This window comes from Protofrankia sp. Cj5, from assembly GCF_917627405.1.
Taxonomy (GTDB): domain Bacteria; phylum Actinomycetota; class Actinomycetes; order Frankiales; family Frankiaceae; genus Protofrankia.
The window spans coordinates 75,972-101,215 of record NZ_CAKJTO010000001.1 but is presented as its reverse complement, the minus strand read 5'-3'; the positions used below and the strand labels follow the sequence as shown (position 1 = coordinate 101,215).

The following is a 25,244-nucleotide window of genomic DNA, read 5'->3' as shown; positions in this document are numbered from 1 at the left end:
CAACCTTGTTGGGGGGCACGATGAGCGAGCTGGAGCCGATTCAGGAGCCGGCGGCCTGCGGGCACACGCACAGCGATCCGAAAATCCAGCTGAACACGGAGACAACCGCGCTGCTCCCCGGCACACGACATGCCGGGCGGATGGATGCCGATAACGCCCGCCGCCCGCCAGGGGCCGCGCCCGGCGGCACGGTGTCAGCCAGACAGGCATTCAGGCTTGTGGTCACCAGCCTCAGCCTGCTGCTCGTCCTCGACGCCGCCGGCATGGTCCATGCCGGCGAAGGCATGTCACCCGGGCTGATCCGCAGCATCGTGCTCGGCGTGGGGCGTCCGCTCGACCGGATCACCAACGTGGTCGGGCTCGACGCGATCCCCCGGGAACTCGCGTCGGCATTCGGCCATGGCGGGGCCTCCGCCAGTTCGTCGGAGCTGGCGGCCACCGACCCGACGGCTCCGCCACCACCCGTGCTGCAGGCTGGCACCGACAGCTCCGCCCACGCGGGTGCCGCCGAGCACGGTCTCCCGGCAGCGCGTCCATCCGCGATGCCCGCCGCGGCGAAACCCGGATCCGCTGGGCCGTCCCCCGCCGCGCCATCCGCCCCGGCTGACATGGCGATACCGCCGCGGCGCCATCCCGACGCCGCCAACCCGCTGCGTCTCCTCGTGACCGGAGACTCGCTGAGCGACAGTATCGGACCGTCAATCGTGCATGGCTCCAACGGGACCATCCACGCGGACACCGACACCCATGCCGGCACCGGCCTGGTGCGCCCGGATTTCTTCGACTGGGCCGTTCACGCCCGCGAGCAGGTCACCAACAGCGATCCAGAGGCGGTTGTGGTCGCCCTCGGCGGCAATGACGCACAGGGAATCACCCTGCCGGACGGCAGCACACTCGCGACCGGATCACCCCAGTGGCTGGCCGAGTACCGCCGACGGGCGATCGTGGTCATGCAGATCTGGTCAGCGCAGGGCAGGCGGCAAGTCTACTGGATGAGCCTGCCCCCGGCCCGCGAGCCCACCCTCAACGGCTATTACCGCCAGCTCGGGGACGCCGCCGCGGATGCCGCCCGGAGAGTTCCGGGCGTCCGTTTTGTCAACATCAACAACCGTATGTCAAACAATGGCGCCTATACCAGTTACCTCGCCGACGACAGCGGACAGACCGTGCTGGCCCGCTCCACCGATGGTGTGCATCTGACCCTTGATGGCGCCCGCATCGTCGCCAATATCTTCATAAAAGAGATCAACACCGACTGGCACATGATATCCTGAGACATCTTCCCGGGATGGCTACCCCTACCTGGAAGGCCCGATTATGGTGAACTCAGGTGCCTGTTTCAGAACCGGGGCCCATCGAGGTCCAGGCGAGCGGCCCGTACCGCCGACCGAGCCCGCTCCGCGATATCACGGCGAGGATTCACGGCATCCTCGCCGACATGACCAGAATTGTCCTGGAGCAACGTCTCGACCAGGTCAGCGGCCAGCACAACGATCTGGTCCGCAAGCGCATGGTCGGCCAGCCGCTGTGGGGTGACATCGGCCGGCGCGCCAGAGCCTGCCTGATGGCCCAGGTCCGCGAGGTCAGCGGCAAGAGCACGCACCCGATCGGCGCGGGTGCCCTGGAGAGCTGACCGCCGCCGCCAAGAGCCCGGCGTCCATCCGTGGATCCGGTCGTACAATCGGCTCACCTCCTGAACCAGATCCCCGGTGAACATGAGGTCCGTATCGGTCACGGACGAAGGTTATCCCGTAACAGCCGTGGCGGGTCTTGCCGTTGTCCGACTGGTGGTGCACGCTCCTTCCATGGTTCGTTGACCAGTGCGTACTGGAGGCATCAATGTCACAACAACGCTCCGAAGAGACCCACCACAGCCTTATCGAACGAATTCCCAGAATCACCGGACACGACGTCGGCCACTGGTTGGGATGCCTCGACCGCGGACCAGGCCTCCTGCGCTTCTCCGAACGCGTGAACTGGCTGCAGGATGAACATGGCCTTCCGCACTGCTATGCGGCGGCCGTCGTTCACGAGGCTGATCTGCGCCGACGGGCAATCCGTACATGACCGGCGGACTCGCCCGGTCCGGCCTGCCAGCGACCCAGCCGCCGCGCGGCGCCCGCGGCCAGATCCGCACCGCCTGTGCTTCTCCCTGGTTGCCGGACGCACGAAGAACCGCGAGCCCGTGACCTTTGGGCTGCTGAGTTCTACACGGCTCCCGCACCACCGCGCAGGGGGCGGCCGGGTCGCCAGTCACCGGAGTCAGATCGCCTTTCGCCAGGATGGCGAGTAACAGGCGCGGTGGCGTCAGGCCGTTTGAACGAGAATCAATCTATGGACATCGAAGCGGCGCGGGCCTACATCCGCGACAATCAGCACGCCGTTCTTGCGACGTTTCGCCGGGACAGTACCCTTCAAATGTCACCGGTCGTAGTCGGCGTGAGCACCGGTGGTGCACTCATCATAAGCAGCAGGGAAACGGCCTACAAGGTCCACAACCTGTACCGGGATCCACGCGCGACTTTGTGCGTATTCCCGGACGCCTTCTACGGACCGTGGGTTCAGGTGAGCGGCCGAGCGATGATCATCTCGCTGCCCGCGGCTATGGAGAGCCTCATCGACTACTATCGCTCACTGTCCGGTGAACATCCCGACTGGGACGACTACCGCGCCGCCATGATCCGCGACCAGCGCTGCGTGATCAGCATTGAGATCGACAGCGCCGGTCCCGACCACTCCGGCTAAGCGCGGAGTTTCGACAGCAGACGGAGCATCTCCAGGTACACCCAGACAAAGCCGACAATCAGGCCGAAAGCGGCCCGCCAGGATTCCTCGCGGGGCGCACCGCTGGCAATCGCCCGCTCGATGTAGTCGAAGTCGAGGATGAACTGGAGGCTCGCGACCACGAGCACAGCCACGCTGAAGAGGATGCCGAGCGGGGAGGCGTCATTGATGACCGGGAGATGGCTACCGGACACAGCTCTGATCACCAGGTCACTCAAGCCAAGCAAGATCACGCCAAGTAGTGACCCGTAGACAATCCGGGCCATTCGAGGCGTCGCTCGGAGCCGGCCGCTACGGTAGGCCACGAGCATCGCCACAAAAACGAGACCGGTTCCCAGCAGCGCCTGGAGCACGATACCGGAGTAGGCGTCCTCGAAGTACCGTGACACCGCGCCGACGAACAGACCTTCAAGCGCCGCAAAAACAACGATCAACGAAGGCCGGAGCCGCCGACTGAATGAAATCACGAAGGAGAGCGCAAGCGCGGCGAACATCGCCACGAACCCGACCATGGGGGCGGCCGGCGCGATGGCCCAACCGGCCACCCCGGTGATGGCGGTGACAGCGAACAGCCCCAGCGTGTGTATGACAACGTCGTCAACGGTCAGCCCGCTCGGTGCCCGGTACAGCCCAGCGAGTTGCTCCGGCGTCGGCGTCAGGGGGGCTCCCGCTCCTGGCAGCGGATGCCCACCGGCACCGTACTCGGGCACGGGCACGGGCGCCGGCTGCGGGTGCCGACCGGTGAACCCGCCCCGGCTGAACACCGGGTTTGACGAACGCATCTCTGCCATCAGGACACGACTCCTTCCACCACCCGCAGCCAGCCGGGCGCATAGATCGTAAGTGCCATCGAGATCAGCCGACCACGGCACACGCGGGCCAACCTGGTCGACAGACCTGTCCGAGGCAAGAGTAGAACGTTCCGTGCGGCCGCCGCGTTCCTCCTCCCGGTCCCGCGCGGTTACGCGGTTACGGGGAAGCGAATATCAGGCCTCCCCCGCGAGACCGCGGGGCTGCGAGGCCGCAAACCCGAAACCGGGGACATGAGCGCGTCACGCCAGCGGACCGCTGGGTATTCAGCTGAATAGCCTGATGGTATATCGGACTGTCGGGATGCCAGCCGGGATGATCCAGCCGCCATCCCGACAACCAGGTGCCGAGAGCACGCGAATGTGCCGGTGGTCGGAGTCGAACCGACACTCGAGCTGTTTTTAGGACAGCCTCCTCTGCCTGTTGGGATACACCGGCTGGACTACATCGGAGATGTTTCTACCACGCTACGTAGGATTTGTGAAAGAGACAACATGGAGAAAATGTACGGAGTGACTGAACCATCCCACCCCACGACACATCGTAACGATCACAACCAGTTTACCTACGTAAAGTTTGATGATCGTCACGCTATCGCACGCCCCCCAGCTGAAGGCGTCCGGAATTCCGGATCACGACGGAGCCGGTCAGCCCGAAGGGCGAGGCTACGGCGGATCACAGCGATACCCGTGGCCATGGAGATCGCCGGCTGGTGAAGTCGCGTGCCGCGAAAAGCGAAGGGCGCGCAACCACGCCCACGATCGCCCCCGGAGAGCCTCGGGCAGCGACTGAAGCCCGGCCGCGATCTCCGTTGATCACACAACCGTCCCGGCCCCGTGGCCAATACCAGCACTATCCCGGTATCCGCCCACCAGTCACATCTGATCGTTACTTAAAGTGACTTTTTAACCTAAAATCCGCTCACGAAAATGCCCGCTGTAGTCGTCTACAGCGGGCATTTGGTACTAATCTTCCATCGCGCAGGCGCAATGGCGGACCTGGTCGGCAGGTCACGCCACCGACGTTTCTCCGGACGGCTTGGCCGGCCCCACCGTCCGGGTGGCGGCGGGCTTGCGGCCACCCGTCACGGAAGCATTCGGCTCGCCGTGCCCGGCGCTCTTCGAGGAAAGGACCGGGGCTGACGCCGTGGACACCTGTGCCGCCGGCGCGGCGGACGGGCTCGCGGCCTCGCGGAACCCCGCTCGGGGATCGGCGAAGGCTCCCAGCGAAACGATCTCCCGTCGGAAGAACAGCGCGAGCGTCCAGTCGGCGAGCACCCGTGCCTTGCGGTTGAAGGTCGGCACTCGGCTGAGGTGGTAGGTGCGGTGCATCAACCACGCGGGCCAGCCACGCAGTTTCATCCCGTACACGTCCGCGACACCCTTGTGCAGGCCCAGCGACGCGACGCTGCCGGCGTAGCGATGCTCGTACGGCGCGATCGGTTCGCCCCGGAGATCGGCGAGAATGTTGTTTGCCAGGAGCCGAGCCTGACGAACCGCGTGTTGCGCCGACGGGCTGGTGGTCGCCCCCTCGCCCCTGGTGAGGTCAGGGACCGCGGCGCAGTCGCCCGCGGTCCAGGCCTGCTCAACGCCATCCACCTGAAGGAACGCCGTCGCCTTGATGCGGCCTCGCTCGTCCAGCGGCAGGTCGGTGTTGGCAAGCAGCGGGTGAGCCTTGACCCCGGCCGTCCAGATAATGGTCTCGGCGTCGAACTCCTCGCCGCTGTCAAGCACGACGTGTCCATCGACAAGACTTTTCACCCGGGTGTTGATTTTCATTTCAATACCGCGGTGCTCGAGCTGCTTCAGCGTGTACAGACCCATCGCCGGCGAAACCTCGGGCAGGACCCGGCCACTCGCCTCGACCATGACCCAACGCATATCCGACGGCGACAGCTCGGGATAGAATTTACAGGCGTCGCGCGCCATGTCCTCAAGCTCGGCGATCGCCTCAATACCCGCGAACCCACCGCCGATGAACACAAATGTAAGCGCTCGGCGCCTTAGCTGGGGGTCATTGCTGGACGCGGCGGAGTCCATCCGCTCGATGACCTTGTTTCGGATGTGGATCGCCTCGGCCACACTCTTGAAACCGATGCCCAGCTCCGCGAGACCGGGAATCGGCAGCGTCCGCGCGACAGACCCGGGACAGCCGACGAGGACGTCATAGTGAAGTTCGTAGGGTGTGCCCTGGTTCGGCGCGATGTACGCCCGTCGCTGGGCGTGGTTGAGGCCAGTCACACTGCCACTGACAACCCTGCAGCCATTCAGCACGCTACGTAGTGGTACAACGACATGACGCGGTTCGAGGTTGCCCGCCGCCGCCTCCGGCAAAAAAGGCTGATATGTCATGTACGAGTTGGGTTCGACCACCGTCACAGTCGCCTCGCCCTGACGAAGCCGCCGCTGAAGACGCAAAGCCGTGTACATACCGACGTAACCGCCGCCCACAACAAGGATGTGCGGAGGATGTCCAAAGCTCATACAAAAAAGGTACCCGTCGCCACGGTGCTATGCCTCCTGATACACGATCGGTACGGCAGGCAGCAGAGTGACATGCAACACGCAGAGATCAACATAGTGATACTTACGACGATCGTGGTTCAGTTAGAGGGCCCGGCAATAGGGACACGGCGTCGCGGGGCGGGGGCACGCGCCTCGCGTTATCACTCCCCATCCATCGGCGCGCGATGCGCGGGTGCCCCGGCTCGCCGGTCGCCACCAACATCTCCGGTGGCTCCCCGCGCCGCCTCGCGATGCACGCACCCCAGCCCCGCTCTTTGACCCACGCCCCTATTGCCGGGCGCTCTTATCATCAGCCGCCGGTCCCATGCCGGCCGTAGCCGCCGCTTTGCCGAGCACCGCGTCGAGCATCCCCGCCGTGACCCGTCCGGTGAACGTGTTCTGCTGGCTCGGGTGGTAGCAACCGAGGACAACCAACCCCTCCTCATGCGCGGCCTCGAGAACGACACGGCTGGCGTGTCCGAACACCGGCCGGGGCGACGGTACGGAGTAGCCTGCCCGCGCCAGCGCCGGCCACAGCGCCGTCCACGCGAAGCCGCCCAGCACCACGAGCACGCGCAGGGTGGGTCGCAATAACGCGAGCTCCTGGACGAGCCAGGAGCGGCAGGTGTCCCGCTCGGCTGTGGTCGGCTTGTTCGCCGGTGGCGCGCAGCGGACCGCGGCCGCGATACGGGTGGCGACAAGACGCTGACCGTCACCGGCCGATATCGACGTTGGCAGCCGCGCCAGCCCGGCCCGGTGCAGGGATGCGAACAACCAGTCGCCGCTGCGGTCTCCGGTGAATGTCCGTCCGGTACGGTTGCCGCCGTGCGCCGCCGGTGCCAGCCCCACGATGAGCACCCGGGCGTCGGCCGGACCGAATGAGGGCACCGGCCGGCCCCAGTAACGCTCATGGGCGAAGGCAGCCCGCCGTTCCCGCGCGACCTCCTCGCGCCAGCCGACCAGGCGGGGGCAGGCTCGGCACACCGACATACGGGCGTCCAGCTCGGCCGTGTCACCCGCGCTGGCGGCCAGCCGTTCGACATCGGCCGCGGTGACCGCCACCGCGGTCGCATCCGACGCGGGATCATCCGGCCAGCCCGAACCGGGCAGCACCGGCCGGCGATCATCGACCGCATGAACATCGCTCCTGTCAGCACGGATCCCGTCCACGCTGACAACCGTAGAGGTGCTCAGCCAAGCAGCGAGAAGGCGATGCCGTCGAGGATGTCATGCTCACTGGCGATCACCTCGGCGGCGCCGACCCGCTCGATCAGCGTGCGCAGCACCAACGCCCCCGCGACGATCACGTCAACCCGGCCGGGATGCATCACCGGGAGCGCGGCCCGCTGCGCGTGCGACATCGCCGCGAGCCGGCCGGCCACAGCGGCAACGTCCGCGGCCGCGGTCGCCGACAGGTGGATGCGGCCCGGGTCGTAACCGGGCAGATCGGCGGCAAGAGCGGCCACCGTCGTGACTGTTCCGGCCACCCCGACGAGCGTCGCGGCCGAACGGATCGGCACGGTCCGCTCAGCCAGGTCGAATGCGGCGTGGGCGTCGGCTGCCACGGAGGCAAGTTGCGCGGCTGTGGGCGGATCGTCGTGCAGGTGCCGCTCGGCCAGCCGGACGCACCCGACGTTCACCGACCTCGCCGCATGCACGTTTTCGGCGTCACCCAAGACCAGCTCCGTCGAGCCACCACCGATGTCGGCCACCAGGAACGGCTCGGGGTACCCACGCAGCTCCCGAGTGGCACCGGCGTAGGACAGCGCGGCCTCCTCCTCGCCGGTGATCACCTCAGGGTCGACGCCGAGAATCGAACGCACGCCGGCCACCAGCACATCCTGGTTGCGGGCGTCCCGGGTCGCACTGGTGGCCACCATCCGGACCTTGACAGCGCCCAGTCTGTCGATCTCCTTGGCATAGTCACGTAACGCCGTGAACGTCCGTTCCAGCGCGTCGGGCGCCAATTCACCGGTCCGGTCGACCCCGGCTCCCAGCCGAACGATCTCCATCCGGCGGGTCAGATCGCGCAGGAGCGGAGCGGTCCGCCCCACCAAGGGCTGCCCGGCTGCCAGGTGACCATCCGCCGGCTGACCGGCTGCCGCGGGCATGGTGCCCGCATCGCTGACCGCCTCCGCGACCAGCAGCCGGATCGAATTGGTACCGCAGTCAACCGCGGCCACGCGGGTCATGTCGATCAGACCTCTCGTTCGGTGGTGGGGCTGGTGCCGACAGCGACGCATGGGCCGCGGGCGCCCCAGTCCACCAGCAGTTCCAGCGCCTCGTCCCCGAACGGGTTGATTCCCGAACCAGCCGCCAGACTATGCGCGACCAGTACGTGCAGGCATTTCACCCTGGTCGGCATGCCACCGGCACTCACCATGCCGGGCAGTTCGGCAAGGGCGGCCCGGCGGGCCAGATAGTCCCGGTGCGCGTCGTCGTAGCGACAGGCAAGATCCCCGCCGCGGGCACGGTCGGCGGCGAGCCGCTCGGTCATCTCCCGCATCAGCCCGGACGCCTCCAGCCGCCCGATCGCCGACGCCGCTCGCGGGCAGGTCAGGTAGTACAGCGTCGGGAACGGCGTGCCGTCGTCCAATCTCGGCCAGGTCTCGACCACGTCGGGCAGGCCGCAGGAGCAACGATGGGCAACCCGGTGCATCGCCCGGGGCGGCCGGCCGAGCTGACACGCCACAACCGCGCAATCCTCGGGGCCGACGAGATCGTCACTCATCGTGACGCAGCCAGGGAGGTCTGCGTCGGCTGGCGGGAATCCGGCTGGCCAAGGCCGGTCCGCGCACCCGTCGCGGGCTGCCCCGCGGCGGCGGCGCCCGCGGACGGCGCCGCCGACGGGGATATCGCAGCCGGTGCCAGATAGACCTTCTCCCCCGGCTGCGTGAAGTGCAGCCTCATCCGGGCCTCATCCCGAGTCCATTCAGGATCATCGTAACCAGCCACCGCGGTCTTCAGAGCCTCCACCCGTTTGCGCTGCTCAGCGTTTTGCGCGGCCAGTTCGTTGAGCTGGCTCTGCTGCTGGAGATACAGCCGCAACGGATAGGCGAGGGTCAGTATGAGCACGCAGATCACCACCACCAGCAGGGTCATACGGGTGGTCAAGGCGCTACGGCGCGCTTCTGGCATCAGCGTGCGGTCGACGACCAGCGCGGGAAGGCGGCGGCACCGCCATAGCGGGCGGCGTCGTCGAGCCCCTCCTCGATGCGCAGCAGCTGGTTGTACTTGGCGACCCGCTCGCTGCGCGCCGGGGCGCCCGTCTTGATCTGCCCGGCGTCGACGGCCACCGCGAGATCCGCGATGGTCGTGTCCTCGGTCTCACCGGAACGGTGCGAGATCATGCAGCGGTAGCCGTTGCGATGCGCAAGCGAGACCGCGTCCAGCGTCTCGGTGAGAGTGCCGATCTGGTTGACCTTGACCAGCAACGCGTTCCCGGCTTTGTCCGCGATACCCCGCGCAAGCCGCTGCGGATTGGTGACGAACAAGTCGTCACCGACGAGCTGTACCGCGTCGCCGAGCCGGGCTGTGAGCCGCACCCAGCCGCTCCAGTCGTCCTCAGCGAGTGGATCCTCGATCGACACGATCGGGTAGGCCGCGACCAGTTCGGCGTAGTAGTCGCTGAGCTCCTCGGCGGTGCGCGTCGCTCCCTCGAACTGGTAGGAGCCGTCGGCGAAGAACTCGGTCGAGGCCACGTCCAAGGCAAGGGCGATGTCCTCCCCCGGCCGGAATCCCGCCTTGTCGATGGCCGCCACAAGCAGGTCGAGCGCGGCCCGGTTGGTGGGCAGGTTCGGGGCGAAACCGCCTTCGTCACCGACAGCGGTCGCCAGCCCCTGGGCCTTGAGCACGCCCTTGAGCGCCTGATATGTCTCGGCGCCCCAGCGCAGCGCCTCGGCAAAGGTCGACGCCCCGATCGGGGCAATCATGAACTCCTGGATGTCGACGTTTGTATCGGCGTGTGCGCCGCCGTTGACAACGTTCATCATCGGTACCGGCAGCAGATGCGCGCCGGGACCACCGAGATAGCGGTACAGCGGCAGGTCCGACGCTTTCGCGGCGGCCCTCGCGACCGCGAGGCTCACCCCGAGGATGGCGTTCGCCCCCAGACCGGACTTGTCCGGCGTAGCGTCCAGATCCAGCAGCGTCAGGTCGAGAATGCGCTGCTCGGTGGCTTCGAGGCCCACGATCTCGGGCCCGATGCGGTCAATGACACCGGCTACCGCCTTCCCCACGCCCTTACCGCCGTAACGGGTGTCGCCGTCACGCAGTTCGACCGCCTCGAAGGCGCCGGTGCTCGCGCCACTGGGTACGGCGGCACGGCCGAGAGTGCCGTCATCCAAGACGACTTCGACCTCGACGGTGGGGTTGCCACGCGAGTCAAGAATCTCGCGGGCGCCTACGGCCTCGATGGACGGCACGGGTTTCGACCTCCGGAGTAACGCAGCCGACGGGAACTATGGCGAGTGTGGCGCTTATGGCCTCGGAGCCTCCGAGTGCGCACACGTCATGATCACACACTTCGGCCCAGCAGGATGGACATCAGCGACGACGGACAACAACAACACTGACAAGTACAGCCCGGCCGAGACTATCGCCAGCACGGCCCGTGCCACCCAGGTTCGGCACGCCACGCCGAAAGGTTCGGGATCCGGTCATGGCGGGCATACCCCGGCACCCGATGCCGCATCAAGGTGATCTAGAGGAAAGCTGCCCGTACGGGTGCGCCGAAGGCCGTCAGCTGAGCCGGCCGATCGGCGGCATCAGCAGCGGACCGCCCAGCGGCAGCCCGGCCCGTGCCGCGGCCGCCGCCAGCGGGCCCCAACCACCGGTGAACGCCGTGTCCGCGAACAACGCCGGCCCCCCGAACACAGCCGCCGCGGCGGACACAGCGGACGAGGCAAGGCCACCGACGAGAGAACCGGCCGGACGCGCCCCCATCCCACCCATAACGCCCGCTCCGGCGGCGGCATCCTCGCTCGACCGTGCCGAGCGCACCCTGTCGACCAGGCCGAACCTCGGCAGGACACGCAGCCGCGGGGTGTCCGCCCCTGGCCGGCCGGCCTTCTCCCAGGCCAGCTCGCAGGCGCGGGAGAAACCTCCCAGTTCGTCCACGAGGCCGCGCTCGCGGGCGTCAGTGCCGGTCCACACCCGACCGCGGGCGACCTCGTGCACCTCCTGGAACGACATGCCCCGGCCGGCGGCGACCTTGGTGACAAAATCGTCGTACACCCGGTCGAGGAACTCCTCCAGCTTCTCCCGCTCGGCCGGACTGAACGCGCGCCGCGGCGAGGTCATCAGCGCGTTCTCCCCCTCGGCGACCGCGCCGAAACGCACCCCCACCTTGTCCAGGAGCGCACGGACGACCTGTTTGCCGCCGAACACCCCGATCGAACCGGTGAGGGTCCCCGGGTTCGCCACGATCACGTCCGCGCCAAGCGCGACGAAGTACCCACCAGACGCGGCAACCGAACCCATCGACACCACGACCGGACGGCCGGTCGCCTGGAACCGTTCAACCTCCCGGCGAATCAGGTCGGAAGCCACATACGAGCCGCCGGGGCTGTCGACGCGAAACACGGCCGCAGCGACATCGTCGTCCCGGCCGGCGGCGCGGAAAGCCGCGGTGAGCGCGTCGGCCGTCATGACGGGACCCGCCAGCGGCGACCGGCCCGGATGGCCGAGGACCACCGGCCCGGTCCCATGGATGACCGCGATCACCCGGCGCCGCTCGGAGCGCGCCGCGCCGAGCGCGGGGACGCGCGGCCGGGAGGCCTCCCGCCGCAGCGACACGCGGCGGTAATGGGACAGGTACTGGAGCGTCACGCCGTCGTCCCGGTCAGCACCGCTCTCATCAGCACCGCTCTCATCAGCACCGCTCTCGGCAGCACCGCTCTCGGCAGCACCGCTCTCGGCAGTGCTGGGACCCGGACTGGGCGCGGCGCCGGTCCCGGCCTGGCGGGCGTGGGCCTTGGCCGCGGCGTACACCTCGTCCCGGTAACCCAGCCGATCGACGAGGCCCGCCTCCCGGGCCTGCGCACCGGACAGCGGCGCGCTGTCGATCAGTTCGCGGACCCGGTCCGGCGGCAGGGCGCGCCCAGCGGCGATGCCATCAATGATCATAGACAGGCTGGAGGCGACGATCCGGCCGCTCGCCTCACGATGCGCGTCGGTGAAATCACGCTCGACGAACGTGTTGACGGCGTTCTTGTACTCGTGGCGTTGGCCGACCTGGATCTCTATCCCGAGCCGGTCCAGGGCGTCGCGCAGGAACGGCGTTTCCAGCGCCACGCCGGTAGCGCCCAGCTCCCCCGGCGGCGCGAGCCAGATCTCGTCGAAGGCGGACGCGAGGTAGTACGGGATGGTCCCGCCGCCGAACTCGCCGAACGCGTCCGCATAGGCAAAGGCCCTGCCACCGGCCGCGCGAAAGGCGAGCACCGCGTCACGGATCTCCTGGGCGCGCGCAAGCGGCATCCCGCAGGGAGCGATCCGCGCGATGAGCGTGGACGCGCGGTCATCCGAACCCGCCCGGCGCAGTCCGTCCACCATGGCGCGCAACGTTGGCTGGCGGCGCGCCAACGCCGCGGCCAGCGGGTCGGCGGGTATCCCCTCGAGCGGATCGACGGTCAGATCAAGCTCAAGGACGATCGGCTCGAACCGTCGTGCGTACAGGCGGTGGATGCTTGCCAGCGCCTGTCGCGGAGTGCCTTCTGCCATGGAACGAGGCTACGCGCGACAGTCCGCCCCGTTCCGCCCGCATCGGTCCGATGCATCACCAACAGCGACCATCGTCCTGTTTTCTGAGCATGACCCGCCTTTCACCGACGGACACCGACGGACACCGACAAACACCGACAAACACCGACAAACACCGACAAACACCGATGACAATGCGCGGCCGGAAGCCCAGCGGCCCGAACGAGCAAGGGGCCGCTGGCCGAGTCGGTCAGCGTGCGGCGCCGGGTGGGATCTCGCCCGCGGACAGCCAGTGGGCGCGCCAGGAGTCCGCGCCCGCGGCCCGCGGGTCCGCACCGGCGGCGCGGATGGCCTCCTCGGTAGCGGCGAGGGTGTCCCGGAACCGGCGGGCAGCGGCCCGCAGCGCCGCCTCCGGATCGACGCCGGCCTGCCGGGCCAGTGCCACCGCGGCGAACAGCAGGTCACCCACGGTCCGCTCCGCCGCGGCGGCGGGTACGTCCACGGCGGCGGGCAGGTCCACCGGAACGAGCAGCCCGGCGATGACCTCGGCCGGCGACGACAGCCGACCCGCGCCGAGCACAACGTCCTCGGGTACCCCGACCTTCACCGCACGCTTCTGCAGCTTCGCGGCCAGCGCCAGCGACGGCTGGGACAGCGGGACGCCCTCGGTGACCGACCGGCGGCCCTTCTCAGCATCCTTGATTATGTCCCAGTTCGTCTCGACCGCGGCGGGGCCGTCCACCGTCACCGATCCGAAGACATGGGGATGACGCCGGACGAGCTTCTCCGTGAGCCCAGCGGCCACGTCGTCGATGTCCCAGGCCATCGCGCGGCCGCCGATCCCAGCTCCGTCACCGGCAGCTCCGTCACCGGCGGCTCTGCCAGCGGGGACGCTGACGCCCGCGGGAACACCCATGCCGTCGCCCTCGGCGGCGATCCGGGCATGGAACAGCACCTGCATGAGTACGTCGCCAAGCTCCTCGCGCAGCTCGGCGTGGTTGCCGTCCTCGATTGCCTGGAACGCCTCGTAGGCCTCCTCCAGCAGGTAGGACGCAAGCGAGGTGTGGGTCTGCGCCGCGTCCCACGGGCAGCCGCCGGGTGAGCGCAGCTGGTCCATCACGGCAACGGCGTCCAGGAGCTTCGCCCCGCGCAGGTCATGTGAGCCCTCGACGACGGACACGGCGAGGCCGGGGCCTGCCGCGGCCTCGAGCGCGGCCAGCGTCTCCCGCTCGCGAACCAGGTCCGCCTCGCCGGCCGCTCCCGGGCCGCCGGTCGGGGCGGCCAGCCACACCACCGGCCGGGACGAGTCGGCGCGGGCCCGGCCACACAGCTCCTCGACAACGGCGGACACATCCGGACCCGCCAGAACCTCGACCGGTACGCCGGCCGCGGCGAGCGCGTCGCGCTGCGGATGCGCCGCCAGCCCGCAGTGGACGGCGGAGGCCGCCCGCAGCAGGTCCCACGCGGCCACGCCCAACAACCCGGGCGCGACCCGCGGGCTGGTCACAAGGACGACGATTCTCGCCGTCATGACCGACGGGCCATCATGCGGCTCACTGGGCCATCGCGCCTGTCCGGCCCAACGGCTCCGGCGCGGGGGTGGTCGCGACCGAGCCAGCGGCGGCGAGCACCGTCAGCTGGGATGGCGACCAGACACCGAACCTGGGATTGATCGAAATGTTCACCCGTTGCGAAATCTGGCGGAGCTGCGCTTCCACGGCCGCGGCCCGCTCCGTGGAGAGCAGCCGAGTGAGGAACGGCTTGGCCTGGTCGAAGCTCAGTGGGAGGGAGCCGAACTGGGCGACGGACTGATCATAGGCCTCGCGGGCAGCTGTGTCGGAGGCGAGGGCGTTCGGCGCGAGACGGTCCGCGAGCGCGAGGTCAAGAGCCCTGGCGCGGACCAGCATCTGTAGATCCTCACGAGCGAACCCGCTCTGGGCCACCGCCTTTTCGAAACCCGCGACGCTGCCGTACCGCAGCACCCCGAAGGTCTGGTAATAGGCGTCAACGTCCTGGCCGGTGACCGTCACCCCGAGCTGGCGGGCCCGCTGTTCGGCGAGGCTGGTCTGGACAAGCTCGGTGAGCACCTGCCGCTGAAGATCACTGCGTTCGATCGGCGCGGCGCTCTGCCCGGTCTGCGCGTCCTGGGCGGGGCCAACCGCCTGGACGGCGGCCATGCCGCGGTCGACGATCCCGCGCAGGGTCGATGTCTGGATCATCTCGTCGCCTACCTGCGCGGCAGACCCCGCGTGCGTGGTACAGGCGGATGAGGTCACAACGACCAGCGCGACGCTGACCAGAACACGGCGGACGGCAGAGCGGGTCTTCACGGCTGTGACCGTATCGGCTTACCGTCTGCCGCGCACACGCCGCCCCCGGGAAAAGTCCTGCCCGGCAACGCGAGAAAAATCAGCGGGGCGCGGCGGCGGCCGCCGCGACGGAATCACCGACGACCGCATCCAGCACACCCGCGGCCCAGACGAGGACGGCGCGGTCGCGCAACGGCCGGGCACCGATCCGCGGGGATTCCGCCGGTGCCGGCACCAGAATGGTGCGCACCGCCTGCTTGACCACGGACCCCTTGTACAGGCGCTGCACACGCATGGCCTGGCTTTCGCGCAGCTCCAGCGGAGCGAACCGCACCTGGCGGCCCTGCACGGTGATCTCGGTAACGCCGTAACGACGGGCAAGCACGCGCAGCGACGCCACCGCAAGCAGATTCTCCGCGGGCTCTGGCAGCGCGCCGAACCGGTCGAGCAGTTCGGCGCGCACCTCGGCGATGTCGTCATCACCCGCGGCACCGGCCAGCCGTCGGTAGGCGTCCAGGCGCAGCCGTTCGCTGGGAACATAGTCGTGCGGGAGACTCGCGTTCACCGGGAGCTCCACCTTGACGTCGGGCAGCTCCTCGACCGCCGTCCCCTTGAAATCCGCGACAGCCTCGCCGACCATCCGCACATAGAGGTCGAACCCGACCGAGGCGATATGCCCGGATTGTTCGCCGCCGAGCAGGTTACCCGCTCCGCGTATTTCCAGATCCTTCATGGCGACGGCCATGCCAGCGCCGAGGTCGGTGTGCTGGGCGATGGTGACAAGCCGGTCGTGCGCGGTTTCGGTAAGTGGTTTGTCCGGCGGGTAGAGAAAATACGCATAAGCGCGTTCCCGGCCGCGGCCGACACGTCCCCGCAACTGGTGCAGCTGGGAGAGGCCGAACACGTCGGCACGTTCCACGATGAGGGTGTTGGCATTGGAGATGTCAAGCCCGGATTCGACGATCGTGGTACAGACGAGGACGTCGAACTGCTTTTCCCAGAACGCGACCATGACCTGCTCGAGGGCGTCCTCGCCCATCTGGCCGTGGGCCGTGGCGATACGCGCCTCCGGGACAAGCTCGCGCAGCCTCGCCGCGGCCCTGTCAATCGACTCCACCCGGTTGTGGATGAAGAAGACCTGGCCCTCCCGCAGCAGCTCACGCCGGATCGCGGCGGTGACCTGCCGGCTGTCACTCGGGCCGACAAAGGTGAGTACCGGGTGCCGCTCCTCCGGCGGGGTGTCAATCGTCGACAGCTCCCGGATCCCGGTGATCGACATCTCCAGCGTCCGAGGGATCGGGGTGGCGCTCATGGTGAGCACGTCCACCGCGGTCCGCATTTTCTTCAGGTATTCCTTGTGCTCGACGCCGAACCGTTGTTCCTCGTCGATTATCACCAGGCCTAGATCTTTGAAGTGAGACGCGGAGGACAGCAGCCGGTGAGTCCCGATCACCACGTCGACACCGCCCTTGGCGAGTCCTTCCAGCACGGCCTTCTGCTCGGCCGCGGAATTGAACCGCGACATCGCACGGACGGTCACCGGAAATGCCGCATACCGCTCGGAAAACGTCTGGAAATGCTGTTGGACGAGCAGCGTGGTGGGGACGAGAACGGCAACCTGTTTGCCGTCCTGTACCGCCTTGAACGCGGCCCGCACCGCGATCTCCGTCTTACCGTAGCCGACATCGCCGCAGATGACCCGGTCCATGGGGACGGGTTTACACATGTCGGCCTTCACCTCCTCGATGGCCGAAAGCTGGTCGGGAGTCTCCCGGAAGGGGAAGGCATCCTCCAGCTCCCGCTGCCACGGGGTGTCCGGTCCGTAGGCGTATCCCGGCGCGGCCATCCGTGCGCTGTACAGCCGGATCAGCTCGCCAGCGATCTCCTTGACGGCCTTGCGGGCGCGTCCCTTGCGCTTGGCCCAGTCCGCGCCGCCGATGCGGTCAAGGCTCGGGCCCTCGCCACCGACATAACGGGTGACCTGTTCGAGCTGGTCGGTCGGGACGTAGAGGCGGTCGCCCTTGGCGTACTCTAGGACGAGGTACTCCCGGGTCGCGCCGGCAACGGTCCGGGTGACCATCTCGACGTAGCGGCCGACCCCGTGGGCGTCGTGGACGACCAGGTCACCGGAACGCAGTGCCAGCGGGTCGATGCCCTTGCGGCGGCGGTGCGGCATCCGGCGCATGTCCTTGGTGGTCACGCCCCGCTGGCCGGCGAGATCCGCCTCGGTCAGGACGGCGAGGCCAAGCAGGTCGCTGGTGAAGCCGGTCCCCAGCTGGCCGCAGGTGACCGTGGCGACACCGCGGGACAGCCTGGCCTCCTCGCTGAGGCGGGCGCCGAGATCAGCGTCCCGCAACAGCTCGACCAGCCGCTGGGCCGGCCCGTGCCCCTCCGTGATAAGCAGGACGCGCCAGGAGTCCGCCAGCCAGCCCTTGATATCCGCGAGCGCGCGCGCGGTGTCACCGTGGTAAGCGGTCGCCGGGCGCAGGCTGGAGACCACCGAGTTCTCGTCGAGATCCTCCTCGCTGGCAACGCCTTCTGACCGGTCGCCAGCCGCGAACCGATCGCCACCGGTTGCGGCCGTGGCCGAAGCCACGGCCGAGGCGCCGGCGTTGAACGGGCTGACCGACCACCACGGCAGCCCGATCTCGGCGGCACGCTGACGGACCTGCGCGATCGAGCGGTAGGCAGCCGCGCTGAGGTCGATCGGGGCGCTGCCGCCGAGCGCCGCCGTGCTCCAGGACGCATCCAGGAACTCCTGGCTCGTCCGCACCAGCTCGGCGGCGCGGGTGCGGATCCGTTCCGGGTCGCACACCAGCACGTGCGTTCCAGCGGGCAGTTCGTCGAGCATCAGCACCATCCGGTCGGACAGCACCGGCGCGAGCGCCTCCATGCCATCCACCGGAGTACCGTCCGCGATCTTGTCAAGGATGTCGACGAGCTCGGGGTGCGTGCCCGCCAGTTCCCGGGCGCGGGCCCGGACCTCCGGCGTGAGCAGCAGCTCCCGACATGGCGGCGCGAACAGCTGACGGCGGCCGCCCTCGGCGGTGTCCGCAGTGTCGGTCAGTGCCCGCTGATCCGCCACGGAGAACGCCCGGATGTCCTCGACCTCGTCGCCGAAGAACTCAACCCGTAGCGGATGTTCCTCTGTGGGCGGGAAAATGTCGAGGATGCCGCCACGGACCGCGATTTCGCCACGCCGCTCCACCAGATCGACCCGGTGGTAGGCGATCCCGACCAGCTTTTCCACCACGCCGCTCGGGTCAGCGCTGTCACCGACCCGCAGCGACACCGGTTCCAGGTCGCCGAGCCCGGCGACCTGCGGCTGCAAAACGGCACGGACCGGCGCGACCACGACCGACAGCGGCGGCAGGCCGGTGCTGTACGGGTGCGCCAAGCGGCGCAGCACGGCAAGCCGGAGCCCGACCGTATCGGCCCGCGGGGACAACCGTTCGTGCGGCAGGGTCTCCCAGCTGGGGAAGACCGCGACCGTGGCCGGGTCGATCATGCTCGACAGCGCGGCGGCAAGATCCTCCGCTTCCCGGTCGGTCGCGGTCAGCGCCAGCACCGTCCGGCCGCCCCGGGTGGCGAGCGCGGCGGCGGCGAACGGCCGCAGGGCGGCCGGAGCCGACAGGTCAAGCCGGAGGTCACCGACCGAGGCAAGCGCTCGGGCCAGGGCCGGATCAGCACCCGGACTGCTGGTCAGGACGTCCAACAGCGGGGCGAGGGTCATAGGTGCGTCCCGAGCCTCTCGAAGAACGGCGCAATCTACGGACGGACACGACGTCGCGAACCCGGTCGCCGACGGCGTACCGGAGATCTCCCACAAACACCCCGCGACGCCGGCACGCGAGGTGTTATGCCCAACCTTACGCGTCGGGCGCCCCGGCCCGCCGTGCGGCCCGGTCCCTGCCCGCAGGCGGCGGCCGCGCCAGGCCCCCGCAAGCCCCTCCCGGGGCCGGAGGTTGCCTCCCGTGGGTACCGCGTCACCACAGGCGCTGGTACTCGCGGGCAGCCAGCGGGCTCATCGTCGGGTTGATCAATGCCGACCGGACATCGCCGGCCCGGTCCTCGTTGGAGTAAGCCTCATAGGCGAGCATGTCGGCATTACTGACGAACAGCTTGTGCATTTTCGCCACAAACAGGGTGTTGTCGCCACCGGCCTGACCAAGCGCCCCGGCCTTCGTTCCCTCCTTCGCCACCACACCCCACTCCGGCACTGAAAACAGCTTGTTGTGCAGCCGGGCGAAACGGATCGCCCGGCATAACCCGTCCAGACCATCGCACTGAGCGTCAAAAGTTGCCGAATCCACGCTCGGCGGATACTGATCGTAGATATCAATGCCGATGACGTCGACGTAGGCGTCCCCGGGATACAGCTCGAACGCGTCGACCGTCCCGACCGATCCGTGCGCGCCGAAGTTCCAGTCGAGACGAACCCGCGGGTCGGCCCGGCGGATCGCGGCTGCGGCGTTGCGGTAGCACCTGATCCATAACGCCGGGTTGGACGCGGACCACGCGAACCGCGTGCCGTTGAACTCCCATCCCAGCCGGACGAACGAACTGCCGCGGCCCTCGGCCACGAGCCAGCGCCCGAAATCGCGCCAGTAGCCGTCGTACCCGCCCGCGGCACAGTCCGCCAGGTTGCCCCGGTCCGGTCCGGACTCCGGGAACAGCGGCTGGCTGATGACCCACGTGCCGGAAAAGCCCGCGAAGTGGGCGCGGTCGTTCCCGATCCACGGCCGGACGATTGTCCGCCAGCCTGACCGATCGGTGTAGGTGACCACCACATCGTTGGGTCGCCCGCGAAAGCCCGCCCAGGCGTCCGCCTCGGCAAGCGTCCCGGCGGCCACGCCGCTTGGGAAGCGCCCCGCATGAGATGCCGGCGCGACCCGCGGTATCCCCGCCGCGGCCGTCTCGCCACCGACGGCAGCGGCGCCCACGGACGCATCCGCTGTGGCCATTGCCGTGGCCACTACCGTGGGAATGCCGTCCATACCGCCGCCGGGCACCAGCGGTGGGGCTGGCGGGCCTGCTCCGGTCTGGTTCGCTCCAACCGGAGTCAGCCGCCAGGCGATCAACGCGAGAAGCACGGCGATGACGATGCCCGTGCCGGGCAGCAGCCGGCGGCCCCAGCGAGCACGGCGCGGTCCCGATCGCGCTGGCCCCGCCGCCCCGACACGCTGTCGGCCAAGGCGCCGCACTCAGCCACCCCCCATACCGCCGGGCCACCGGGCCCTCGGGCGTATGAAAAAATCACGACCGCACACCCCCAACCATGCAAGGATCTTCGATGGCACGGCCGCGGAGCACCAAAGATCGGCACGGCTGACGTAAACCAGCCGCGATCTCGGATACCCCGACGAACTGTAACGAAGGAGATCCGACCGGCGGCGGGCAGTCCAACCGAACCCGCCCCTACCGATACCCACAATGATCATGGGAACCGGCCGCACAGACATCCGAGCACCCGCCCGGCCCGCCCCAGCGAGCGCCGCCAGGAATGCGGCCCACTCCGCGGGGGAACAACCTGTCACGTTCCATCCTGGCCGGGTCAGCTGATTAGCCATGGGAGTTAGCCATGGGAGACGAAGAAAATCATGATGGCGGGCACCAGGCCCGCCGAAAAAAGACAACAAGCAATAAATCTTCCCATACCGGATCTACCAGTCGTCATTCTGTGCGGTGGCATGGGAGCCAGCTTGCGCGAGACGTTCGAAACACGCCCTGGCCGCATGCCGCGCTCCCCTGGCGAGGCGAGCCATGATGGCGGGGCACGGGCTGTCGGGACACGCCTGTACGATCTGGTCGCCGAACTCACTCCCATGATGCGCAGCATCACCGGCGACGGCGTCCGCAAGACGCTGGCAACGGTCCGCGGAGCCCTCGAACCGGCGGTTCCCTTCGCCGTGCGCGAGGTGCCCACCGGGACACCGGTACTCGACTGGACGGTACCGAAGGAGTGGAACGTCTCGCAGGCCTGGCTGGCCGGCCCGGACGGCCAGCGCGTCCTCGACGCCGCGGACAACCCGCTGCACCTGCTTAACTACAGCATACCCACGCACACCCGGCTGTCTCTGCCTGACCTGCTACCGCACCTGCACTCCCTGCCCGACCACCCCGACTGGGTGCCCTACCGCACCTCCTATTACCACGAGGCCTGGGGGTTCTGCCTGAGCGACCGGCAGCGCCGCGAGCTGCCGGACGGTGAGTACGAGGTACATATCGACACGACGCTCACCGACGGCTCGCTGACCTTCGCCGAGATTGCGCTGCCCGGCAGCAGCCCGCGGGAATTTCTTGTCACCACTCATGTCTGCCACCCCGGCATGGCCAACGACAACGCCTCCGGCATCGCCACGGCCACACTGCTTGCCGCGGCGCTCGCGGACCGGCCCCGGCGGCTGAGCTACCGGTTCCTGTTCATTCCCGGAACAATCGGGGCAATCACCTGGCTTGCCCACAACCGTGAGAGCGTCGACGGTATCGAGCACGGCCTCGTGCTGACCGGGCTCGGCGACCGTGGGCAGCCGACATACAAACGCAGCCGGCGCGGTGACGCCGGCATCGACCGGGCCGTGACGCGGGCGCTGAAGGAAACAGGCCGGCCGTACAACGTGATCGATTTCTCGCCCTACGGCTATGACGAGCGCCAGTTCTGCTCCCCTGGTTTCAATCTGCCGGTGGGTCGATTCGGCCGCAGCCCACATGGCACGTACGCGGAGTATCACACGTCCGCCGACAATCTGGGCTTCGTGACAGCCACAGGTCTCAACGACTCCTTTGCAATCATCCTGCGCACGATCGAGATCTGTGAACGGGACCGGACCTGGACCAGCACATCCCCGTTCGGGGAACCACAGCTGGGACGGCGCGGTCTGTATCGCTCGATCGGCGCCACCCTGGACCGCGAGGCTGTCGAAATGGGTCTGCTGTGGGTCCTCAACCTCGCTGACGGCAGCCACAGCATGATCGACATAGCCGACCGCGCGGATCTGCCGTTCAACACAGTCGCGGACGCGGCAGACGCCCTCGCGGCGGTGGGCCTGTTGGCCTAAACCGAAGAGCCGCCAAGGCCCCGCTGGGGCACATACCAGATATCACGTGCGTACCAGGTCAGCAGAAGCAGCCCCAGGTAAACCACAACCGGGCTGAGCAGGCTGCTCGACAACACCATGTAGAAGACCAGCAGCGCGCCGGAGAGGACGAACGACGGGGATCCGCACACGAACGCCCACACGATCAGGACCAGGAAAGCCGCCCCACCGACGAGACCGTACTCGAGGACAAGTTTGGGCAGCATGGCGTAGTTCAACGGCAAGCCGGTGCTGTGCATGAACTCGTCGGCATCCCGGTCAGACCAGCCCGGCCCGGAGCCGAAGAGCACGGTCAGCGGATCACCGCCCAGCCGGTCGTAGGTCCGGGTGTAGGGCTGGACGAAACGCAGGCTGCCGCTGGAACTGCTCGTGGCTGTCTCGGTGGCGCGTTCGGCGAATACGTCCGCCGCCGGGGTGAAACTCACGGCGGTCACCACCAGCGCGAGACCAGCCACCGCCGTTGCCGCGAACCGAGGTCCTTTATGGACCGCGAGCAGCACCAGCGCGGCGGCGAGCAGGATCACGCCAGTCCCCGAGACCGTGGTCAGTATCGCCACCACGAGGAGCGGCAAACGCCACCGGCGCACACCCCGCAATATCGAGACGACCAGACCGATGGCGAGGAACTGCGAGCAGAAGGACGGCTCCAGACAGACGAACGCATTCGCCTTGTACAGGCTGGAGCCGTATGCCACCGGATACGATGTGTTGAAGTTCCGCATAATCAGCTCGGGTGGCACGATCCCGCCGATGATGTCGCTGTAGTGCCAGCCCAGCAGCTGCAGGCCGAACTGCGCCACCGCGAAGCCGGCGAGCACTGCCGTCATGACCGCGAAACGGTCGAGCAGCCGAGGGAAGAGCGCCACCGACGTGTCAGCACGCAGGCGACAACAGAACGGCGCATAGGTCACCACCAGCAAGAGCAGCGATGTGAGCGAGTTGCCATCGAGGCCCCGGGTGAAAACGACCAGCGCCGAACTGACGCATGCCGCCATAGCGACCAGATATGCCTGGGTACGGCCCATGTCGGCCACCAGGTCACCCCGCGCGAGCAACACCGCGGCGCCGCCGAGGACCCCGGGCAGCATCAGCGGCACCTGGGCGGAACCGACCGGGACCGCCAGCCGCTGGAGGAAGACCTCCCCGAACAGCAACATGGTCAGCAGCCGTAGCGGCCGGCGCGCCGCGGCCGGGTCGGTAACCGCGGCATCCGGATCGGGGATCGCCCAGCTCCGTGGGATGCGGATTGTCAGGCTTGTTGCCATAGGCGGCCATCCAGGTTGGTCCGTGGGACAGCCCCGAGCTCATGGCCGGTCCGGGCGTCAGCCACGAGCGCCTCCAGTGACCGCCCCGGCGTTCAGCGCTTGCCCATGGGACGAAGGTAGCGGTCCGTAACCTCCTTGTTGCCACTCCTGCGACGCCCAGCATCCCTCGACGGCCTCGATGAGGTGCCCGGTGCGGCAGCGGCACGGCCGCTTGCGCCCATGACCGGACCGACAAGGTCGTCAGTGGCGCTCACGGGCGCCACGTCATGCGCGGACCGCCGGACAGCGGATCGCCCGTCGAAGACCACGCCCACAATCCGCTCGGCCAACGCCGGCCAGTGCCGCGGGATCCGCGACAGCTCCTTGAGCGGGGAGTCGCCGCTGGCGAAAACAATGATGGCATCCGCCTGCGTGGCGGGCACCGCCGTCATCGGAAGCTCGTCGAGCGCCGGGGCCAGCAGAATGACGAGATCGACCGCGGGAGCACGGTCCGCCAGGATGGGCGCGAGGCCACCGGGACGGGCGGCTCGTGCCGGCGCGACCCGGTTGTACAGCAGATGCCCCCGTCCGGTACCGGATGAGCGGGCCAGGCAGGTCGGCTCGTGCGCCCAGCGGGGCAGCTCGCCGGAGACCGCCCGAGGCAACCGCTCCAGCGGCGCACGAACCTCCGATTCCGCGGAGGCATCAATGATCAACACAACGCCCTGGTCGTCTGACCAGCTTGCGGAAACGGCCGCCACCAGGTCCGCGCTCAGATCGCCCCGCGTCACCGGAGCGAGGGCCACCACTGTGACAGCGGGCGACAACACCGCTGACATGGCGGAGACAAGGGTGTCGGTCGGCAGCCCACCGCCCCGCTTCCCGGAAACCGCGGCGATCAGAGGAGCATCCAGCACGGCTGCCGCACCACGCCCGTCGAGCGCCGTTGGCCTGCGCAGGTAGGCGCACCAGACCATCGCTGCCGCCAGGAACAGCCCGACCAGCGCGCCGACCAGCGTGTTACGGAACAGGTGCGGTGCGACCTGGCCATCAGCGCGCGCAGGCTCCGCCAGGGTCACCGAACCGGCGGTCAACGCGGCGTTGACCTGCGCCTCGGGAATCCGCCGGTTGAGGTCCGCGAGCTGTGAGTTGAGATTGCTGATCTGGCTGGCAAGAACCTGATCGTCAGCGTTACGAGGCAGGGCGGCCTGCTGGGCCTGTAGCTTCTGAAGATTTTTGTAGATCTCATCGCGCAGGCTTGTCAGTCGCTGGACGGTACCACTACTGTCGTTTCCGTACTGGGAAAGTAGCTGTTGGTAAGCGGTCTCAGTAGACTGGACGAGCTGTGTCGCCCGCTCCGCGGTGCTGTCCCTGCCGACGATCGTGAAGAAGTAGCCCTCCCCCGACGGCGTTACCTTCAACCGTCTGGCCACGTAGAGCCGCGGCACCTTGAGCTGCTCAGCGATCAGGTCCAGGGCCGCGGTGGAGCCGGCGAACTGGGCCTGTGTCTGGACGGCTCTGCTCGCGTCGACCGAACCCGCGCCGAGCGCCGCGTTCGAGGTGTTCAGGAACACCCGGCCCGTCGCCTGGAAGACCGGGGCCTGTCGCTTGGCGAGGATGAGCGCCAGCGCCGCGCCGATGACCACCGCTATGACAATCGCCAGCCAGCGACGCCCCAGGATCCGCAACAGTGACGCCCCCGCAGTGCCCCGGGGCAGCTCAGCGGACGGCTGGACAACCGGGGTCACCCGCGCGCTCCCCTCGAGTCAGGTGAGATCGGCAGATCGACGATCGTCT

19 protein-coding genes and 1 tRNA gene are annotated in these 25,244 nt (G+C 68.3%); 5 read left to right on the top strand and 15 right to left on the bottom strand.

Annotated features, from left to right (window positions below):
* Positions 1-20 precede the first annotated feature (20 nt).
* The 4 genes from MJ777_RS00420 (at position 21) to MJ777_RS00405 (ending at position 2,745) form a co-directional block, all read left to right on the top strand.
* The gene (locus MJ777_RS00420) at positions 21-1,274 is read left to right on the top strand and encodes a DUF459 domain-containing protein (protein ID WP_239372330.1); all 1,254 of its coding nucleotides are present in this window, start codon (positions 21-23) and stop codon (positions 1,272-1,274) included.
* Between the two features lie 56 nt (positions 1,275-1,330).
* The gene (locus MJ777_RS00415; protein WP_239345686.1) at positions 1,331-1,633 is read left to right on the top strand and encodes a hypothetical protein; all 303 of its coding nucleotides are present in this window, start codon (positions 1,331-1,333) and stop codon (positions 1,631-1,633) included.
* Positions 1,634-1,839: 206 nt separating this feature from the next.
* Entirely contained in the window at positions 1,840-2,067 is a 228-nt protein-coding gene (locus tag MJ777_RS00410) for a DUF4287 domain-containing protein (protein ID WP_239309238.1), read from the top strand.
* A 267-nt stretch (positions 2,068-2,334) separates the two neighbouring features.
* Complete coding sequence (locus tag MJ777_RS00405; protein ID WP_239309236.1) at positions 2,335-2,745, top strand: PPOX class F420-dependent oxidoreductase; 411 nt, start codon at positions 2,335-2,337, stop codon at positions 2,743-2,745.
* On the opposite strand, the gene MJ777_RS00400 is transcribed toward MJ777_RS00405, so the two are convergent.
* The 13 genes from MJ777_RS00400 to MJ777_RS00340 form a co-directional block, all read right to left on the bottom strand.
* The gene (locus MJ777_RS00400) at positions 2,742-3,575 is read right to left on the bottom strand and encodes a Bax inhibitor-1/YccA family protein (RefSeq protein WP_239372328.1); all 834 of its coding nucleotides are present in this window, start codon (positions 3,573-3,575) and stop codon (positions 2,742-2,744) included. The two genes, MJ777_RS00405 and MJ777_RS00400, sit on opposite strands and share 4 nt — an antisense overlap.
* Positions 3,576-3,957: 382 nt before the next feature.
* Positions 3,958-4,032 (bottom strand) — tRNA-Leu (locus MJ777_RS00395).
* A 572-nt stretch (positions 4,033-4,604) separates the two neighbouring features.
* Entirely contained in the window at positions 4,605-6,077 is a 1,473-nt protein-coding gene (locus tag MJ777_RS00390; protein ID WP_239393808.1) for an NAD(P)/FAD-dependent oxidoreductase, read from the bottom strand.
* A 309-nt stretch (positions 6,078-6,386) separates the two neighbouring features.
* Positions 6,387-7,268 carry a uracil-DNA glycosylase gene (locus tag MJ777_RS00385; RefSeq protein WP_305039351.1) on the bottom strand — a complete coding sequence of 294 codons (882 nt, stop codon included), beginning with the start codon at positions 7,266-7,268 and terminating at the stop codon, positions 6,387-6,389.
* 20 nt (positions 7,269-7,288) lie between these two features.
* Entirely contained in the window at positions 7,289-8,290 is a 1,002-nt protein-coding gene (locus MJ777_RS00380) for a Ppx/GppA phosphatase family protein (protein WP_305039350.1), read from the bottom strand.
* 5 nt (positions 8,291-8,295) lie between these two features.
* Positions 8,296-8,829 carry a DUF501 domain-containing protein gene (locus tag MJ777_RS00375; RefSeq protein WP_239372326.1) on the bottom strand — a complete coding sequence of 178 codons (534 nt, stop codon included), beginning with the start codon at positions 8,827-8,829 and terminating at the stop codon, positions 8,296-8,298.
* The gene (locus MJ777_RS00370; RefSeq protein ID WP_308127755.1) at positions 8,826-9,212 is read right to left on the bottom strand and encodes a septum formation initiator family protein; all 387 of its coding nucleotides are present in this window, start codon (positions 9,210-9,212) and stop codon (positions 8,826-8,828) included. Before MJ777_RS00370 ends, MJ777_RS00375 begins: the two co-directional genes overlap by 4 nt.
* Before the next feature lie 23 nt (positions 9,213-9,235).
* Complete coding sequence (gene eno, locus MJ777_RS00365; protein ID WP_239345684.1) at positions 9,236-10,522, bottom strand: phosphopyruvate hydratase; 1,287 nt, start codon at positions 10,520-10,522, stop codon at positions 9,236-9,238.
* Positions 10,523-10,838: 316 nt separating this feature from the next.
* Positions 10,839-12,818 (bottom strand): signal peptide peptidase SppA, encoded by a 1,980-nt coding sequence (gene sppA, locus MJ777_RS00360; protein WP_239372324.1) that lies wholly within the window; start codon positions 12,816-12,818, stop codon positions 10,839-10,841.
* Positions 12,819-13,047: 229 nt separating this feature from the next.
* Positions 13,048-14,328, bottom strand: a complete 1,281-nt coding sequence (locus MJ777_RS00355) for a MazG family protein (RefSeq protein WP_239372322.1) — start codon at positions 14,326-14,328, stop codon at positions 13,048-13,050.
* Between the two features lie 22 nt (positions 14,329-14,350).
* Positions 14,351-15,127: a SurA N-terminal domain-containing protein gene (locus MJ777_RS00350; RefSeq protein WP_239312268.1), complete on the bottom strand. Its 777-nt coding sequence runs from the start codon at positions 15,125-15,127 to the stop codon at positions 14,351-14,353.
* A gap of 79 nt (positions 15,128-15,206) precedes the next feature.
* Positions 15,207-18,839 (bottom strand): transcription-repair coupling factor, encoded by a 3,633-nt coding sequence (mfd, locus tag MJ777_RS00345; RefSeq protein ID WP_239345678.1) that lies wholly within the window; start codon positions 18,837-18,839, stop codon positions 15,207-15,209.
* 253 nt (positions 18,840-19,092) lie between these two features.
* Entirely contained in the window at positions 19,093-20,310 is a 1,218-nt protein-coding gene (locus MJ777_RS00340) for a glycoside hydrolase family 26 protein (RefSeq protein ID WP_239372320.1), read from the bottom strand.
* A 531-nt stretch (positions 20,311-20,841) separates the two neighbouring features.
* Between MJ777_RS00340 and MJ777_RS00335 the strand changes: the two genes are divergently transcribed.
* The gene (locus MJ777_RS00335) at positions 20,842-22,164 is read left to right on the top strand and encodes a DUF4910 domain-containing protein (protein WP_239372429.1); all 1,323 of its coding nucleotides are present in this window, start codon (positions 20,842-20,844) and stop codon (positions 22,162-22,164) included.
* On the opposite strand, the gene MJ777_RS00330 is transcribed toward MJ777_RS00335, so the two are convergent.
* A complete protein-coding gene (locus tag MJ777_RS00330; RefSeq protein WP_239372319.1) occupies positions 22,161-23,468 on the bottom strand; it encodes a hypothetical protein in 1,308 nt (435 codons plus the stop codon). The two genes, MJ777_RS00335 and MJ777_RS00330, sit on opposite strands and share 4 nt — an antisense overlap.
* 92 nt (positions 23,469-23,560) lie before the next feature.
* On the bottom strand, positions 23,561-25,195 hold the full coding sequence (locus MJ777_RS00325) for a lipopolysaccharide biosynthesis protein (RefSeq protein WP_239310404.1): 1,635 nt from the start codon (positions 25,193-25,195) through the stop codon (positions 23,561-23,563).
* Between the last annotated feature and the right edge of the window lie 49 nt (positions 25,196-25,244).